At 60.7% G+C, this 13,283-nt stretch carries 16 protein-coding genes; 9 read left to right on the forward strand and 7 right to left on the reverse strand.

Annotated elements, in window-relative coordinates:
• Positions 1 to 7 precede the first annotated feature (7 nt).
• On the forward strand, positions 8 to 685 hold the full coding sequence (locus ACFWXH_RS12520) for a superoxide dismutase (protein WP_054311021.1): 678 nt from the start codon (positions 8 to 10) through the stop codon (positions 683 to 685).
• Between the two features lie 41 nt (positions 686 to 726).
• Here ACFWXH_RS12520 and queF read toward each other — a convergent pair whose 3' ends face one another.
• Together queF and ACFWXH_RS12530 are read right to left on the reverse strand one after the other, a co-directional pair.
• Positions 727 to 1,188 (reverse strand): preQ(1) synthase, encoded by a 462-nt coding sequence (queF, locus tag ACFWXH_RS12525; protein WP_379120561.1) that lies wholly within the window; start codon positions 1,186 to 1,188, stop codon positions 727 to 729.
• A gap of 68 nt (positions 1,189 to 1,256) precedes the next feature.
• On the reverse strand, positions 1,257 to 2,357 hold the full coding sequence (locus ACFWXH_RS12530) for a mandelate racemase/muconate lactonizing enzyme family protein (protein ID WP_379120564.1): 1,101 nt from the start codon (positions 2,355 to 2,357) through the stop codon (positions 1,257 to 1,259).
• Between the two features lie 166 nt (positions 2,358 to 2,523).
• Here ACFWXH_RS12530 and ACFWXH_RS12535 point away from each other — a divergent pair, with 166 nt between their 5' ends.
• From ACFWXH_RS12535 to ACFWXH_RS12545, 3 genes are all read left to right on the forward strand, one after another.
• Positions 2,524 to 3,711 carry a glycine C-acetyltransferase gene (locus ACFWXH_RS12535; protein WP_379120566.1) on the forward strand — a complete coding sequence of 396 codons (1,188 nt, stop codon included), beginning with the start codon at positions 2,524 to 2,526 and terminating at the stop codon, positions 3,709 to 3,711.
• Positions 3,712 to 3,722: 11 nt separating this feature from the next.
• The gene (gene tdh / locus ACFWXH_RS12540) at positions 3,723 to 4,757 is read left to right on the forward strand and encodes an L-threonine 3-dehydrogenase (protein ID WP_054311017.1); all 1,035 of its coding nucleotides are present in this window, start codon (positions 3,723 to 3,725) and stop codon (positions 4,755 to 4,757) included.
• Between the two features lie 154 nt (positions 4,758 to 4,911).
• Positions 4,912 to 5,415 (forward strand): HPP family protein, encoded by a 504-nt coding sequence (locus tag ACFWXH_RS12545; protein ID WP_379120568.1) that lies wholly within the window; start codon positions 4,912 to 4,914, stop codon positions 5,413 to 5,415.
• A 24-nt stretch (positions 5,416 to 5,439) separates the two neighbouring features.
• On the opposite strand, the gene ACFWXH_RS12550 is transcribed toward ACFWXH_RS12545, so the two are convergent.
• Together ACFWXH_RS12550 and ACFWXH_RS12555 are read right to left on the reverse strand one after the other, a co-directional pair.
• Entirely contained in the window at positions 5,440 to 6,030 is a 591-nt protein-coding gene (locus ACFWXH_RS12550; protein ID WP_379120570.1) for a tetratricopeptide repeat protein, read from the reverse strand.
• A gap of 41 nt (positions 6,031 to 6,071) precedes the next feature.
• On the reverse strand, positions 6,072 to 6,518 hold the full coding sequence (locus tag ACFWXH_RS12555; RefSeq protein ID WP_379120572.1) for a MarR family winged helix-turn-helix transcriptional regulator: 447 nt from the start codon (positions 6,516 to 6,518) through the stop codon (positions 6,072 to 6,074).
• A 102-nt stretch (positions 6,519 to 6,620) separates the two neighbouring features.
• On the opposite strand from ACFWXH_RS12555, the gene hmgA reads away from it, so the two are divergent.
• The 4 genes from hmgA to ACFWXH_RS12575 all read left to right on the forward strand — a co-directional run bounded on the left by hmgA (position 6,621) and on the right by ACFWXH_RS12575 (position 9,971).
• A complete protein-coding gene (gene hmgA / locus ACFWXH_RS12560; RefSeq protein ID WP_379120574.1) occupies positions 6,621 to 7,934 on the forward strand; it encodes a homogentisate 1,2-dioxygenase in 1,314 nt (437 codons plus the stop codon).
• A gap of 95 nt (positions 7,935 to 8,029) precedes the next feature.
• A complete protein-coding gene (locus tag ACFWXH_RS12565; protein WP_379120576.1) occupies positions 8,030 to 8,383 on the forward strand; it encodes a DUF1428 domain-containing protein in 354 nt (117 codons plus the stop codon).
• Between the two features lie 10 nt (positions 8,384 to 8,393).
• Positions 8,394 to 9,407 (forward strand): fumarylacetoacetate hydrolase family protein, encoded by a 1,014-nt coding sequence (locus ACFWXH_RS12570; RefSeq protein ID WP_054311012.1) that lies wholly within the window; start codon positions 8,394 to 8,396, stop codon positions 9,405 to 9,407.
• A 27-nt stretch (positions 9,408 to 9,434) separates the two neighbouring features.
• Entirely contained in the window at positions 9,435 to 9,971 is a 537-nt protein-coding gene (locus ACFWXH_RS12575; protein ID WP_379120579.1) for a DinB family protein, read from the forward strand.
• 32 nt (positions 9,972 to 10,003) lie between these two features.
• Here the strand turns inward: ACFWXH_RS12575 and hppD are convergent, their stop codons facing one another.
• Positions 10,004 to 11,116 carry a 4-hydroxyphenylpyruvate dioxygenase gene (hppD, locus tag ACFWXH_RS12580; protein ID WP_379120581.1) on the reverse strand — a complete coding sequence of 371 codons (1,113 nt, stop codon included), beginning with the start codon at positions 11,114 to 11,116 and terminating at the stop codon, positions 10,004 to 10,006.
• Positions 11,117 to 11,222: 106 nt separating this feature from the next.
• On the opposite strand from hppD, the gene ACFWXH_RS12585 reads away from it, so the two are divergent.
• Positions 11,223 to 11,708 carry an Lrp/AsnC family transcriptional regulator gene (locus ACFWXH_RS12585; RefSeq protein ID WP_379120583.1) on the forward strand — a complete coding sequence of 162 codons (486 nt, stop codon included), beginning with the start codon at positions 11,223 to 11,225 and terminating at the stop codon, positions 11,706 to 11,708.
• Position 11,709: 1 nt separating this feature from the next.
• Here ACFWXH_RS12585 and ACFWXH_RS12590 read toward each other — a convergent pair whose 3' ends face one another.
• Both ACFWXH_RS12590 and ACFWXH_RS12595 read right to left on the reverse strand, forming a co-directional pair.
• Positions 11,710 to 12,048: a TIGR01244 family sulfur transferase gene (locus ACFWXH_RS12590; protein WP_379120585.1), complete on the reverse strand. Its 339-nt coding sequence runs from the start codon at positions 12,046 to 12,048 to the stop codon at positions 11,710 to 11,712.
• A gap of 131 nt (positions 12,049 to 12,179) precedes the next feature.
• A complete protein-coding gene (locus ACFWXH_RS12595; RefSeq protein WP_379120587.1) occupies positions 12,180 to 13,181 on the reverse strand; it encodes an aldo/keto reductase in 1,002 nt (333 codons plus the stop codon).
• Positions 13,182 to 13,283: the final 102 nt, after the last annotated feature.

Raw genomic sequence — 13,283 nt, forward strand, 5'->3', positions numbered from 1 at the left:
CGAGACAATGATTGCGACACGCCGTTCCGTCCTTCTGCTTGCCGCTGGCACCGCCGCGGCAACGCTGGCCCGCCCCTCCGTACTTCGCGCAGCGAAACCGTTCGAGCAGCCGCCGTTGCCTTATGACGAGAGCGCGCTAGCCCCACAGATATCGGCCCGCACGGTGGGTCTTCATTACGGCAAGCATCACAAGGCCTATTTCGACAAGCTGAACCAGTTGGTGCCCGGAACGCCCTATGCGGACATGACGCTCGAAAAGGTGGTGGTGGCCGCCAAGAAGGACGGCAAGGACAAGATTTTCAATCAGGCAGGCCAGGCCTGGAACCATGTCTTCTACTGGCAGCAGTTCAAGGGCGGTCCGGCCAAACCGGCCGGGGCCTTCGCCGACGCGGTCAAGCGCGACTTCGGTGACGAAAAAGGGCTGTTCAAGGCCATGGCAAAGGAAAGCGACGCCGTGTTCGGCACGGGCTGGGCCTGGCTTGTCGCCGACAACGGCAAGCTGGCCATCAAGGGCTACCAGGATGCCGGCAACCCGTTGCCCGATGGATTGAAACCGCTCGCCGGCATCGATCTATGGGAACATGCCTATTATCTCGACTACGAGAACCGCAAGGCCGAACACATCGAGGCGGTTCTGTCGGAGCGGATCAACTGGCAGGCCGTCGGCGAGCGGATGAATTCGTAACATCGGCGTTGCCGGCCAGCATCGCAATCGGGAAACTGCAGTCAGCCCCTGCCGCGATAGGGGGCGACACCGGTGTCGGGCAGCCATGCGCCTTTCGGCGGCTCGCCTGTCTGCCAGAACACGTCGATCGGAATACCACCGCGCGGGTACCAATAACCGCCTATGCGCAGCCATACCGGTTTGGTGGCTGCCACGACGCGTCGCGCGATCATCACCGTGCAATCTTCATGGAAGGCGCCATGATTGCGGAAAGAGGTGAGGAACAGCTTCAGGGACTTGGACTCGACCAGCAGCGTGTCAGGCGCATAGTCGATGACGATGTGCGCGAAATCCGGCTGGCCGGTGACGGGGCAGAGCGAGGTGAACTCGGGGCAGGTGAAGCGTACGATCGCCGGCGGACCGTCGCCGCGCGTGAATGGCACGGTCTCCAGCACCGCATGGTCAGGACTGTCCGGCGTCTCGACCTTGGTGCCGAGCTGGGTAAGGTTTTCCGTTATCGTCATGGGCGGGCTCCTTTGGGATAGGCTCTATCCCCAAGGGGCCGCGCAAGCCAGCATCGAATGCGACCGGATCAACATCGAAAGATCGGCTCGCCGAACATCGCCGGATCCACCTCGACCCCAAGACCAGGGCCACGTGGCGGCGTTATGCGACCGTCGGCTATGGTGAAATCGGCGTTGCCGTTGGCGACGGTGACCCAGTTGTGGAAATCGACCGTGTGCTGGCGCAGCAGTTCAGGGGTCGACAGCAGCAGGCCGCAATAGGCGGCGGTGTCGATCTGCGCGCCGCCGGTGTCCTCGATGGTGATCTTCAGGTTCCGGGCGATGGCGATGTCGCGGATCAGCTTCGCCTTGGTCAGTCCGCCGACCCGGGCAAGCTTGATGGTGATACCGTCGACCAGCCCATCCGCGATGGCGCGCAGCAAGGCATCGGTGCCGTCGATGGTCTCGTCCAGCACCAGCGGCCGGTCGCAGGCCGAACGGATCGCCAAATTTTCCTCATAGCCCGCGCAGGGCTGCTCCAGCGTATAGTCGAGCGCCCGCGTCGCCTGCAGGAAGCGCCGGGTCTCCGCTGTGCCCCAACTGCCATTGGCATCGCAGAACAGCACGGTACTGGAAGGCACCACGGCGCGCACGGCTTCCAGGCGTGCGATGTCGTCGTTGACATCGAGCCCGACCTTGACCTGCAGCCGTTGATAACCCTCGGCTATGTATTTTCGGGCACGGGCTGCCATTGCGTCGGGGCTCTCCTGCGCCAGCGAACGGTAAAGCGGGACGCTGATGCCTTCCGCGCCGCCGGCCATGGCGGCCAAGGAAAGACCGGCGCGCCTGCCGGCGAGATCCCACAGCGCCATGTCGATGGCAGCCTTGGCATAGGGGTGGCCCTTGAGCAGCAGATCCATGCGGCGGTTGAGCATCTCGATGCCGGCAGCGTCCTCGCCGATCAGGCGTGGCGCCAGTTCACGCATGGCGGCACGAGCACCTTCCGCAAAGGCCGGATCGTAGAAAGAGCCCAGTGGCGCCATCTCGCCATAACCCTTGCCGCCATCGCGGCTGGCGATCTCGACGATGGTCGAATCGAAACCTTCCGCACTGCGTCCACCCGAGCAAGTGTATGTACCGTCCCGGAACGGTTGCCATTGCCGATAAAGGGTGATGGAGACGATGGTCATACGGTGCTCCTTCGAGGGGGCGGACTGGTGCGACAGTACCGCTATGCTAGCGGGACGAAACGCGGCGTGCCGCGAAGGAAACGGCAGTTGCAGCGGTCGTTTTTATGCTAGCTTTCGGCCGGCCGGCCGCAGTATGCGTTGCCAGATTCAAGGGAGTCCGTCGTTCATGAGCCACAACTTTCTCTCCCATCTCGACACCGAATTGGCGGGCCTCAAGGCCGCAGGGCTCTACAAATCAGAGCGGGTCATCTCGTCCATGCAGTCGGCCGAGATCGAGGTGGCCGGCGAGAAGGTCTTGAATTTCTGTGCCAACAACTATCTCGGCCTCGCTGACAATGCGGAGCTGCGCGATTCAGCGCAGAAGGCGCTGGATCGCTATGGCTACGGCATGGCCTCGGTGCGCTTCATCTGCGGCACGCAGGAAGAACACAAGCAGCTCGAAGCCAGGATTTCCTCCTTTCTCGGCCTGGAGGATACGATCCTTTACGGCTCCTGCTTCGACGCCAATGGCGGATTGTTCGAGACACTGCTCGGCGAGGAGGACGCGGTGATTTCGGATGCGCTGAACCATGCCTCGATCATCGACGGCGTGCGGCTCTCCAAGGCCAAGCGGTTCCGTTATGCCAACAACGACATGGCGGCGCTCGAAGAGGAACTGAAGAAGGCCGAAGGCAGCCGTTTCAAGCTGGTCGCCACAGACGGCGTCTTTTCCATGGACGGTATCATCGCCAACCTGCAGGGGGTCTGCGATCTCGCCGAGAAATACGGGGCGATGGTGATGGTGGACGACAGCCATGCCGTCGGCTTCGTCGGCAAGCACGGCCGTGGCTCGGCCGAACATTGCGGCGTCGAGGGCAGGGTGGACATCATCACCGGTACGCTCGGCAAGGCGTTGGGCGGGGCCTCCGGCGGCTATACGTCGGGCAAACGGCAGGTCGTGGACTGGCTGCGCCAGCGTTCACGACCCTATCTGTTTTCCAACACGCTGATGCCGGCGATCGCTGCCGCGTCGCTCAAGGTTTTCGACATAATCGAAAAGGGCGACGCGCTGCGTGAAAAGCTCTACGCCAACGCGTCCCACTTTCGCTCCTCGATGAGCAAGCTCGGCTACTCTTTGGCCGGTGCCGACCACCCGATCATCCCGGTGATGCTGGGCGATGCGACGCTGGCCCAGCAGATGGCCGCCAGGATGCTGGAACGCGGCATCTACGTCATCGGCTTTTCGTTCCCCGTTGTGCCCAAGGGGCAGGCGCGCATCCGTACGCAGATGTCGGCCGCGCATTCTACAGCCGATATCGATCGCGCGGTTGCGGCATTCGAAGCGGTCGGCAAGGAACTCGGCGTTATTTCCTGAGGAAGAACACAATGTCCAACATGATGCGCGCGCTGGTGAAGGCGAAGGCCGAGCCGGGAATCTGGATGGAACGCGTGCCGGTACCCGAAATCGGCCCCAACGATGTGCTGATCAAGGTCAAGAAGTCGGCGATCTGCGGTACGGACGTGCACATCTACAACTGGGACCAATGGGCCCAGAAGACCGTGCCGGTACCGATGGTGACGGGACATGAATTTGTCGGCACCATCGCCGATGTCGGGTCCGCCGTGACCGAATACAAGGTCGGCCAACGCGTATCGGGTGAAGGCCACATCGTCTGCGGCCACTGCCGCAACTGCCGTGCGGGCAGGGGACATCTGTGCCGCAACACGTTGGGTGTCGGCGTCAACCGGCCTGGCTCTTTCGGCGAATATGTCGCCATCCCACAGCACAACGTCGTGCCGATCCCTGACGACATCCCGGACGAAATCGCGGCGATCTTCGATCCGCTCGGCAACGCGGTTCATACCGCTCTGTCCTTCGATCTGGTCGGCGAGGATGTGCTGGTGACCGGCGCCGGGCCGATCGGCATCATGGGCGCGCTGGTGGCGCAATGCGTCGGCGCGCGCAAGGTTGTCATCACCGACATCAATCCGACCCGGCTGGCGCTGGCCAGAAAGATGGGCGTGCATCATGTCGTCGACGCCTCGAAGGAGAAATTGCGCGATGTCATGCATGACGAAGGCATGACCGAGGGTTTTGACGTCGGATTGGAGATGTCAGGTTCAGCCGTTGCCTTCCGCGACATGATCGACACCATGAACAACGGCGGCAAGATCGCCATTCTCGGCATTGCGCCGACCGGATTCGAGATCGACTGGAATAAGGTCATCTTCAAGATGCTGCATCTCAAGGGCATCTACGGCCGCGAGATGTTCGAGACCTGGTACAAGATGATCGCGCTGGTGCAAGGTCCGCTGGATGTCAGCGGGCTGATCACCCACCGTATCGGCATCGATGACTACCAGAGTGGCTTCGATGCCATGCGCAGCGGTAATTCCGGCAAGGTGGTGATGGACTGGTAGGAAAATTTTTTTCTTAGCAGTGGATTTTTTCGAATAACGTTCGTTGCCTTGCTGCTGGCTCGTTTGCTAAAGCAGGCAACTTTATTGTGCAAGCGCTTCGCCCCGGAAATCGAATGGATTTTCGGGGTGATGTGTAAGAGCCGGAATTCCGACCATGCGCCGCCATATCCGCCACTTCACCGCGCGCCATGAGCCGTCCAGCCATCCGCTTTCGCATGCGAAATCCGGGCTCGGCGCGGTTATCGGAATCGGTGCCGTTGGCGGTCTTGCCGCGCTGACCGACCTGCCGCTGTTGTTGGCGCCGCTGGGAGCAACCGCCGTGCTGATCTTTGGCCAGCCAACCAGCCCGCTGGCGCAACCCGCCAATGTGTTCGGCGGCTATCTGTTGGCGACTGTGGTGGGCGTGGCCGCCGCCCTGGCGCTTCCGGCCAGTTGGACGGTGGCCGCATTGGCCGTCGGTGCCGCGATCGCACTGATGTCGATGCTTCGCGTGACCCACCCGCCCGCCGGCGCGGTGCCGCTGATTGCAATCGCCGCCCCCCTGCAGAGCGCCTCGCTGTTCGGCACGATCCTGGTCGGCTGTATCAGCCTTGTCGGGCTCGGCGTCGTCCACCATCGCCTGCCACCACGCCTTCATTATCCGCGTCGGGTGGACTGAGGGCGGCTGGGTTGGACTGCTAGGCTAGGTCTTCTTTCGCGCCTTGGCGATCGCCTTCATGTGCAGTTCATAACCCGCCAAATCGCCGGCTTTCTGCGCTATGCGTGCCATGCCGACGTGCGCCTCGACATAATCGGGATCAATAGCCAGAGCGCGGTTGAAGTATTCGACAGCTCTTTTGTCCTCGTTTTGCTCTTCGAGTATACGACCGTGGTCGGAGAGAAGCGGCACGACATTCGGTATTCGCTTTTCGGTCTCTGCAAACCAGCGCTCGACCGTTTCCAAAGGCTCTCCACGTTGGTGCGTGACCAATGCGAAGCCCCAATAGATTGCCGGATTTTCAGGATCCAAGAGCCAAGCTTGGTTGAACCGCCGGATCGCGGTTTCGAAATCTCTGGTTTCGAACGATTGCCATCCCAGTTCGATGGCTCGCTTGGCGCCGGCTTTCAAATCGCCATTGGTGGATTGTCGAACGCTTTCGATGAGTTTCTTGTCAGCTTCCATCATCCGAGCGTTTTTCTGCAAGCCCTCCCATAACGGCATCTCCTTCGCAGACGCATCTGTCGCCACAACGAGGAAGATCAGTCCGACGAAGATCTTTCGAAAAGCATGCATTTCTTGCCCCCGCGATGAAGCTTACGAAATGTATCTTAGCTTTACTCCAGAATTGCGGATTCAAGTTTGCCAAGCAACCGAACAATGCCGTCTTGGTCACTATTTTCTAACTTTCCGAGCATCTCCCGTTCGAACGCTTTCGCCAACGGTACCATGTCGCGATAGGCGGCAAGGCCTGCCCTGGTCAGCGTCAGATGCTCGATGCGGCGATCCTTCTCGTCCGGCGCACGGGTCAGCCAGCGCCGTCGCTCCAGTTCCGCCACGGCACGCGAGACCTTGGTCTTGTGCATGGAAGACTGTTCGCCAAGTGCGGTTGCAGTCATCGTGCCGTGCTGGCCAAGCCCGGACAGGATGCGCCATTCCGGACGGGTCAGGCCGAGCCTATCCTTGTAGACGCGCGCGAACTCGCGGCTGACCAGATCCGCCAGGTGATAGAGCCGGTAAGGCAGGAAAGTTTCCAGCTCGAGGACGTCGTCGTGGTTTGCCATGCTGCTCGTTCCGGAGGAACTTCAGGGAAAGATCGCGCCGTTGATAGTTACATTTTAGATGGTTACAGATGTAACCAGTTTGGTCAACCAGGGGAGGATGCCATGGCCTTTTCCTACATGCCGGGTTTCGGCAACGATTTCGAAACCGAGACGCTGCCGGGCTCGCTGCCACAGGGACGCAACTCACCGCAGCGGCCGGCCTACGGGCTTTATGCGGAGCAGTTGTCTGGCTCACCCTTCACCGCGCCGCGCGGTACCAACGAACGCTCCTGGCTCTACCGCATCCGTCCGAGCGTCAAGCACACCGGCCGTTTCAAGGGAGTGAGCTATCCGTTCTGGAAGACCGCTCCCAATGTCGGCGACCATGAACTGGCGCTTGGCCAGTATCGCTGGAATCCGACGCCGATGCCGACGGAACCGACCGATTTCATCGCCGGTATCCGAACCATGACGACGGCCGGCGACGCACTCGGGCAAAGCGGCATGGCTGCTCATGTCTATGTCGCCAACGCATCGATGGTGGACGACCATTTCTTCAATGCCGACGCCGAGATGCTGGTGGTGCCGCAGGTGGGACGGCTGAATTTCGTCACCGAGATGGGCGTCATCGAAATGAGGCCTGGCGAGATCTGCGTTCTCCCACGTGGATTGGTGTTCAAGGTCGAACTGCTCGATCCGGAAGTGCGCGGCTACATCTGCGAGAACTACGGCGCCAAATTCACCATGCCGGATCGCGGTCCGATCGGTGCCAACTGCCTGGCCAATCCGCGCGACTTCAAGACGCCCTGCGCGTGGTTTGAAGAAAAAGAAAAACCCTGCCGGCTGATCGTGAAATGGTGCGGCTCGTTCCACGTCACGGAACTCGACCACTCACCGCTCGACGTGGTCGCGTGGCATGGCAATTACGCACCATATAAATATGATCTTGCTACGTTTTCCCCCGTCGGCGCGCTCCTGTTCGATCATCCCGACCCGTCGATCTTCACGGTACTTACCGCGCCGTCCGGTGAGGAAGGTACGGCCAATGTCGACTTCGTCATCTTCCCACCGCGATGGATGGTGGCGGAGAACACCTTCCGCCCGCCCTGGTATCACCGCAACATCATGAGCGAGTTCATGGGCCTGATCCATGGCCAGTATGACGCCAAGGAAGAAGGTTTTGTCCCGGGCGGCATGAGTCTGCACAACATGATGCTGGCGCATGGGCCGGACGCACCGGGTTTCGAGAAGGCCTCGAAGGCCGAACTGAAGCCGGTGAAGCTCGACAACACAATGGCCTTCATGTTCGAGACGCGTTTCCCACAGATGCTGAGCCGCTTTGGCGCGGAACTGCCGACCCTGCAGGAAGACTATATCGACTGCTGGAAGGACCTGAAGAAACGCTTCAATGGTACGCCGGAAGGCGATTGGAGCTGATCGCGGCCATCATAATCGATTTTCCCGGTTCCGTTGTCGGAAAACGCGCCCCGCATACGTCCTAGGATCGTCAAAACCCGAAAAGGAGACGCATCATGACCTATGTCGATGGCTTTGTTCTGCCGGTGCCGCAGGCGGAGATGGAGGAATACCGGAAAAACGTCGATCTCGCCGCCGTGGTCTGGATGGAGCATGGCGCGTTGTCTTATGTCGAAGCCGAGGCCGATGATGTGCCAGATGGCCAGGTCACCTCTTTCCCGCTTGCGGTGAAGAAGGAAGCAGGTGACACAATTGTATTTTCCTACGTCACCTACAAATCGCGCGAACACCGCGACGAGGTGATGAAGAAAGTGATGGAGGACCCGCGATTGCAGCCGGGCATGCAAAATATGCCTGCCTATATGAAGCGGCTGATCTATGGTGGGTTCAAAGTCTTCATGGAGCGATAAGGGGAACTGAATGAAGCTTGCCACCTTGAAGAACGGGACGCGCGACGGAAAGCTTGTCGTCGTGTCTCGCGATTTGACGCGCCTGACCGACGCCTCGTTTCTCGCGCCGACCTTGCAGGCCGCGCTCGATGACTGGCGCCGCATTGCCCCGCATCTGGCCGCGCTGGCCGAGTCGCTCGAGCATGGTTCCGTACCCACGGAGCGTTTCCATGAGCACGACGCTCATTCGCCGCTGCCGCGTGCGTACCAGTGGGCCGACGGCTCGGCTTACGTCAATCACGTCGAACTGGTGCGTAAGGCACGCAATGCCGAAATGCCGGCAAGCTTCTGGACCGATCCGCTGATGTATCAAGGCGGATCGGACACCTTTGTACCCCCGCGCGATCCGATCCGCATGGCCGATGAGGCCTGGGGTATCGATCTCGAAGCCGAAGTTGCCGTCATCGTCGATGACGTGCCGATGGGCGCAGACAAGGATCAGGCGCGCGATGCGATCCGCCTGGTCATGTTGGTCAACGACGTCACGCTGCGCACGCTGACGGCACCGGAGCTTGCCAAGGGGTTCGGTTTCTTCCAGTCGAAGCCGTCGTCGGCCTTTTCGCCGGTGACGGTCACGCCCGATGAACTCGGCGATGCATGGGATGGCGGCAAGCTGCATCTTCCGCTTTGTGTCGACCTCAACGGAAAGCCGTTCGGACGCGCCAATGCCGGCATCGACATGACTTTCGATTTTCCGGCCCTGATCGTGCACGCGGCCAAAACCCGCCCGCTTTCGGCGGGGGCCATCATTGGCTCCGGGACGATTTCCAACAAAAAGGACGGCGGCCCAGGCAAGCCTGTTGCCGAAGGTGGCTCCGGCTATTCCTGCATTGCGGAACAGCGTGTGATCGAAACCATCGAGAGCGGCGAGGCGAAAACGCCATTCCTGCGTTTCGGCGATACGGTGCGCATCGAAATGAAGGACAAGGCCGGGCATTCGATCTTCGGCGCCATCGAGCAAAAGGTGGAAAAGTACCAGAAGTGACCACCGACGAGCGACAAGGGAGCGGCGATGGACCTGATCGATCATTTCCACCGCATGGCCGCGAACAATCTCTGGTCCAATGATCGCCTCTATCGGGCTGTGACGGCACTGAAGCCTGGGGAGTTCGAAGCCGGGCGCGCGGGCTTCTTTCCATCAATCAAGGCAACGCTCAACCATATCCTGTCGGTCGATCTCTACTATCTGGACATGGTGGAAGAGGGTGGTGTTGGGCTTGCCGTTTTCGACGACTGGACGGATTTCGAGATGCCCGTCAAACTGGCGGCGGTGCAGGCCGAGACCGACCGTCGGCTGATGTCGTTTTGCGAAGAATTGACCAAATCCGACCTTGATCGCCGCGTGCCGACCGACCGGGGCGACGACGGCATCATTCCCGAGCGCATCGGTGATCTGCTGGCGCATCTGTTCCTGCACCAGATCCATCATCGCGGGCAGGTGCATGCCATGCTTTCCAGCACGTCGGTCAAGCCGCCGCAACTCGACGAGTTCCTGCTCGACTATGATATCAAGCTCAGGAAAAAAGAGGCCGAGCGCCTGGGACTCTGACGCGCCCGACCTTTGAACCGGTGGCTGCCTGGCTACTCGGCAGCCTGCACTTTGAGCACACCGCGCTTGATCTGGTCCTGCTCGATCGATTCGAACAAGGCGCGGAAATTGCCTTCGCCGAAACCCTCATCGCCCTTGCGCTGGATGAACTCGAAGAAGATCGGTCCGATCACGGTCTTGGAGAAGATCTGCAGCAGGATCTTGGTCGTGCCGCCATTCACCACGCCTTCGCCGTCGATCAGGATGCCATGCTTCTTCATGTGCTCGATCGGCTCGTCATGGCCGTTCACGCGGGCATGTGACATCTCGTAGTAAGTGTCGGGCGGGCCAGGCATGAACTTCAGCCCGTTGTCGGCAAGCCTGTCGGTGCCGGCGTAGATGTTATCGGTGCCGACCGCGATGTGCTGGATGCCTTCTCCCCGGTACTTTTTCAGGTACTCGGCGATCTGGCTGTTATCGTCCTTGGATTCGTTCAGCGGAATGCGGATCTTGCCGCAGGGCGAGGTAATGGCGCGGCTGACGAGGCCGGTGATCTTGCCATCGATGTCGAAGAAATGGATTTGCTTGAAACCGAACAGGTCGCGGTAGAAGTCCCACCACTTGTCCATGTTGCCGCGGTAGACATTGTGGGTGAGGTGGTCGAGGAAATAGAAGCCGACACCGGCCGGCTTCGGATTGGTTTCGCCAACCCAGTCGAACTCGGCGTCATAGGCCGAGCCCTTGGCGCCGTATTTCTCGACAAAGTAGAGCAGCGAACCGCCGATGCCGACGATGGCGGGCACACTGAGCGCCTTGTCGGTGCCTTCATAGGGCTTGGCGCCCTTGGAAACGGCGTGCTCGAAAGCGTGCCTGGCGTCGACCACGCGCCACGCCATCGACGGCGCGCAGGGGCCGTGTTCGTCGACGAACTTCATGGCATGCGAGCCAGGCTCGGCGTTGAGGACGTAGTTGATGTCGCCCTGGCGCCAGACCGAAATTTGCTTGGTCTTGTGCCTGGCAACCTCGGCATAGCCCATGCGGGCGAACAGCTCGGCGAGCTTTTCAGGCTCCGGATGGGCGAATTCGACAAATTCGAAACCATCGGTACCGGCGGGATTGGCTTTGCTGATGGTGGCGGGCGGTGCGTCGTGCGGGAAGGGACCCATGGCAAATCCTCCGGTTCGTCTCCAGTTCCGCGGAGTATATGCCCGATGGCCCGCACGGTGCTTGCATTCGGGTATGCGCCTCCATCATAATGTGCGAATTTCGTGCATGAATGAGGGCGAGATGGCGGAAGGCGCGCGCATTGATCAGTTCGACCGCAAGATATTGGCTCTTTTGCAAGGCGACGCGCGGCTTACCAACAACGATTTGTCGGAGCGCGTGAACCTTTCGCCTTCGCAATGTTCGCGTCGGCGACAGCGGCTGGAGGAGGAGGGCTACATCCGCAACTACCAGGCGGTGCTCGACCGCGACAAGTTGGGGTTCTCCCTGGTCAACGTCATCACCGTGACGCTTGCCACGCATAACCGTGACAACGCCCGCCGCTTCGCTGAATTGGTCAAGCGCCTGCCTGAGGTCCAGGAAGCGCACGCATTGACCGGCGAGATGGACTACATCCTCAAAGTCGTCACGCCTGACCTGAAGTCGCTGTCGGAATTCGTCAACAACGAGCTGTTGCCGCACGAATCCGTGCAGCATGTAAAAACGGCGATCGTGCTGGAAACGCTGAAAGAGACCGGCGCGCTGCCGATCTGATTTAGCCTTTCAACTGCTGTACGGCAGCGTAGAGGTTGGTGCAGCGGGTACCGGAACGGCAGTAGGCGAAAACCGGTTCGGGCAGGGTATCCAGAGCCTCGGCCTGGTCCTCGACATTCTGTGCCGTCATCTGGCCGCTGATGACCGGCACCCAGCGGAATTCCAGTCCAGCGGCCTCAACCGCGGCCTTGATCTCATCGGCGCTCGGCTGGCCGGGGTCCTCATTGTCGGGGCGATTGCAGATCACGCTCTTGAAGCCGGCGGCCTTGATCGCCGCAACGTCCTCGACGCTGATCTGCGGCGAGACGGAATAAGTTTCGGAAATCTGACGGACATTCATGGGGCAGCTCCGGAGCAGGATGGCATGTTTGGCCTGTCATGCCATTCCGAGCGATGGGCCGCAACCTTGGCGTATTGGAGCAGCGCCGATCATCCCGACCGGCGCTGCTGCGAACCCTTGGCCACCGCGGCTCAGGCCGCCCGTTCGCTGTCCAGCATCGCCATCTGATGTTCGGTGTAGCGCTGACCGGCTGCCGCGCCCCTGGGCGCCGCTGCCTCGATGGCAGCGATGTCGCTGGCAGAAAGAGCAAGGTCGAGCGCACCGAGTGCTTCGGCCAGACGATCCCGGCGGCGGGCACCGATCAGTGGCACGATATCGTCGCCCCGTGCCAGCACCCACGCAATGGCGATCTGCGCCACGCTGGCACCACGCGTTTCCGCGACCTGGCGCAGCGCCTCGACCAGCTTGAGATTGCGATCGAGATTGTCGCCCTGAAACCGTGGGCTATGGCTGCGGAAGTCCGTTGCAGCCGTGGCCTTGGTTCTGTCCCAGTGGCCGCTGATCAGCCCGCGCGACAGGACGCCATAGGCGGTTATGCCAATGCCGAGTTCGCGACACGTGTCGAGAATGCCGTCCTCTATGTTGCGCGAAAGCAGGGAATACTCGATCTGCAGATCGGCAATCGGATGCACGGCGGCAGCGCGGCGAATGGTTTCGGAGCCTACCTCCGACAAGCCGATATGCTTGACATAACCCGCCTTGACGAGGTCGGCGATAGCGCCGATCGTTTCTTCGATCGGCACATTCGGATCGAGCCGCGCTGGCCGGTAGACGTCGATTGCCTCGACTCCCAGTCGCTTCAGGCTGTAGGCAGCCGCAGTCTTGACCGCATTCGACCGGGTATCGAAGCCAAGCCAACCTCCGTCGGGACTACGCTGCGCGCCGAATTTGACGCTGAGTGCAACTTTGCCGCCGCCGCGCGTGGCGAGCGCTTCGGCGATCAGCATTTCATTGTGACCCATGCCATAAAAATCACCGGTGTCGAGAAGCGTGATGCCGGCATCCAGCGCGGCATGCAATGTCGTCAGGCTTTCAGCCCGGTCCGCCGGACCATAGAGATCAGACATGCCCATGCAGCCGAGTCCCATGCGTGAGACGACGGGTCCGTTGTTTCCAAGAGTGTGTTCGCGCATGGCCATTCCTTTCGCGTTGAACCGATGATCGGGGTGTGTCCGAAAAGATGGCGCATGCTACACTGTGCGATAAGCTGGTCTTTTCCAAACAGACTGTGTGGA

The sequence above is a fragment of the Mesorhizobium sp. NPDC059054 genome, from assembly GCF_042739215.1.
Taxonomy (GTDB): domain Bacteria; phylum Pseudomonadota; class Alphaproteobacteria; order Rhizobiales; family Rhizobiaceae; genus Mesorhizobium.

Bases quoted from the DNA above. Each gene is read 5' to 3' on its own strand.
- ACFWXH_RS12555 (WP_379120572.1), bottom strand. From the start codon at position 6,518: ATGGCAAACCACGACGACGTCCTCGAGCTGGAAACTTTCCTGCCTTAC.
- ACFWXH_RS12530 (WP_379120564.1), bottom strand. From the start codon at position 2,357: ATGACCATCGTCTCCATCACCCTTTATCGGCAATGGCAACCGTTCCGG.
- ACFWXH_RS12520 (WP_054311021.1), top strand. From the start codon at position 8: ATGATTGCGACACGCCGTTCCGTCCTTCTGCTTGCCGCTGGCACCGCC.
- ACFWXH_RS12535 (WP_379120566.1), top strand. From the start codon at position 2,524: ATGAGCCACAACTTTCTCTCCCATCTCGACACCGAATTGGCGGGCCTC.
- hppD (WP_379120581.1), bottom strand. From the start codon at position 11,116: ATGGGTCCCTTCCCGCACGACGCACCGCCCGCCACCATCAGCAAAGCC.
- ACFWXH_RS12545 (WP_379120568.1), top strand. From the start codon at position 4,912: ATGCGCCGCCATATCCGCCACTTCACCGCGCGCCATGAGCCGTCCAGC.
- ACFWXH_RS12565 (WP_379120576.1), top strand. From the start codon at position 8,030: ATGACCTATGTCGATGGCTTTGTTCTGCCGGTGCCGCAGGCGGAGATG.
- tdh (WP_054311017.1), top strand. From the start codon at position 3,723: ATGTCCAACATGATGCGCGCGCTGGTGAAGGCGAAGGCCGAGCCGGGA.
- hmgA (WP_379120574.1), top strand. From the start codon at position 6,621: ATGGCCTTTTCCTACATGCCGGGTTTCGGCAACGATTTCGAAACCGAG.
- ACFWXH_RS12595 (WP_379120587.1), bottom strand. From the start codon at position 13,181: ATGCGCGAACACACTCTTGGAAACAACGGACCCGTCGTCTCACGCATG.
- ACFWXH_RS12570 (WP_054311012.1), top strand. From the start codon at position 8,394: ATGAAGCTTGCCACCTTGAAGAACGGGACGCGCGACGGAAAGCTTGTC.
- ACFWXH_RS12550 (WP_379120570.1), bottom strand. From the start codon at position 6,030: ATGCATGCTTTTCGAAAGATCTTCGTCGGACTGATCTTCCTCGTTGTG.
- ACFWXH_RS12575 (WP_379120579.1), top strand. From the start codon at position 9,435: ATGGACCTGATCGATCATTTCCACCGCATGGCCGCGAACAATCTCTGG.
- queF (WP_379120561.1), bottom strand. From the start codon at position 1,188: ATGACGATAACGGAAAACCTTACCCAGCTCGGCACCAAGGTCGAGACG.
- ACFWXH_RS12585 (WP_379120583.1), top strand. From the start codon at position 11,223: ATGAATGAGGGCGAGATGGCGGAAGGCGCGCGCATTGATCAGTTCGAC.
- ACFWXH_RS12590 (WP_379120585.1), bottom strand. From the start codon at position 12,048: ATGAATGTCCGTCAGATTTCCGAAACTTATTCCGTCTCGCCGCAGATC.